Origin of the sequence: Oceanivirga salmonicida, assembly GCF_001517915.1 — a bacterium.
GTDB lineage: Bacteria > Fusobacteriota > Fusobacteriia > Fusobacteriales > Leptotrichiaceae > Oceanivirga > Oceanivirga salmonicida.
The window spans coordinates 1-1,234 of record NZ_LOQI01000137.1 but is presented as its reverse complement, the minus strand read 5'-3'; the positions used below and the strand labels follow the sequence as shown (position 1 = coordinate 1,234).

The 1,234-nt window shown below is 26.7% G+C and carries 2 protein-coding genes; both read right to left on the bottom strand.

Going from position 1 to position 1,234, the window contains the following annotated elements:
* A partial coding sequence (locus AWT72_RS08595) for an FAD-dependent protein (RefSeq protein WP_197407656.1) occupies positions 1-994 on the bottom strand: 994 nt, incomplete at its 3' end.
* On the bottom strand, positions 987-1,234 hold a 248-nt coding region (locus AWT72_RS08590), incomplete at its 5' end, for an NAD(P)/FAD-dependent oxidoreductase (RefSeq protein WP_197407655.1). The genes AWT72_RS08595 and AWT72_RS08590, both read right to left, overlap by 8 nt.

The window sequence follows — 1,234 nt, the reverse complement described above, 5'->3', positions numbered from 1 at the left end:
CCCCTGGACACATACAAAAAGTATATACTCCTCTACCATCTGTTGTTCTTGTATTAATCTTATACTCTGCTGGTGGTAAATTTAGATTATTAGAGCCATATTGTGCTTCATTTATAAAACTTTGCTTATGTTCTATTCTAAATCCCACTGCAAATATTTTTTTAGTCATATATAGTTTTTTTTCTTTTAACATTTTGAAAGTATCTCTTGCACTATGCCCTATTGCTAATATACAATTATCCGTCTCTAGTTCATATATTTTACCATTTATTTCTTTTATTTTCAAATTTTTTAATATTTTTTTTTCTTCTGTGAAATCTATAAGCTTACTTTCAAATCTATATTCACCACCTAGAGAAATTATAGTTTCCCTTATTTTCTTGACTAAATCTATCAATATATCTGTTCCTATATGAGGTTTAGATATGTATGATATACTAGGATCAGCACCTGCTTTTATAAGTTCATCAATTACAACTTTAATTCTTTTATTATGTGTATTAGTAGTTAATTTCCCATCTGAAAATGTTCCAGCACCACCTTCTCCAAATTGTACGTTAGAATTAGTATCTAATTTACATGTTTCAAAGAACTTATATACATCAGTTACCCTTTTATCGACATCTCTACCTCTTTCAATGATTATAGGTTTCAAATTGGCTTTTGCTAAAACTAAGGCTGCAAATATACCAGCAGGTCCAGATCCTATAACTACAGGTCTTTTTCCAGTATAATTACTTAAATCAGGTATATCATATACCATCTCTTCTATCTTTTTTATATTATTATCATTTATGTATTTGTCTTCATTTTTTATTTCAATATCAACAGAATATACTATTAAAATATTAGATTTTTTTCTAGCATCTATTGATTTATTTGATATTTTAAATGATTTTATTTCATCGCTAGTTTTTAAAATTTCTTTAATTTTTTTTAATATGTCATCTTTTGTATGTTTAATAGGAACTTTTATTCCCGTTATTCTAATCATTCATACTCCCAACTGCTATACCACTAGCAAATGCAAATTGTAAACTATAACCTCCACAATCACCAAATATATCTATAACTTCTCCTGTAAAATATAGATTTTTATGTATTTTTGATTGTAAATTAATATCTAACTCACTACTATCTACTCCACCAGCAGTTATTTTCGCCTGATTAAACCCAGTTGTATCAAATGCTTTTATTTTATATTCTTTAATATTATTCACTAATTTTTGTATGT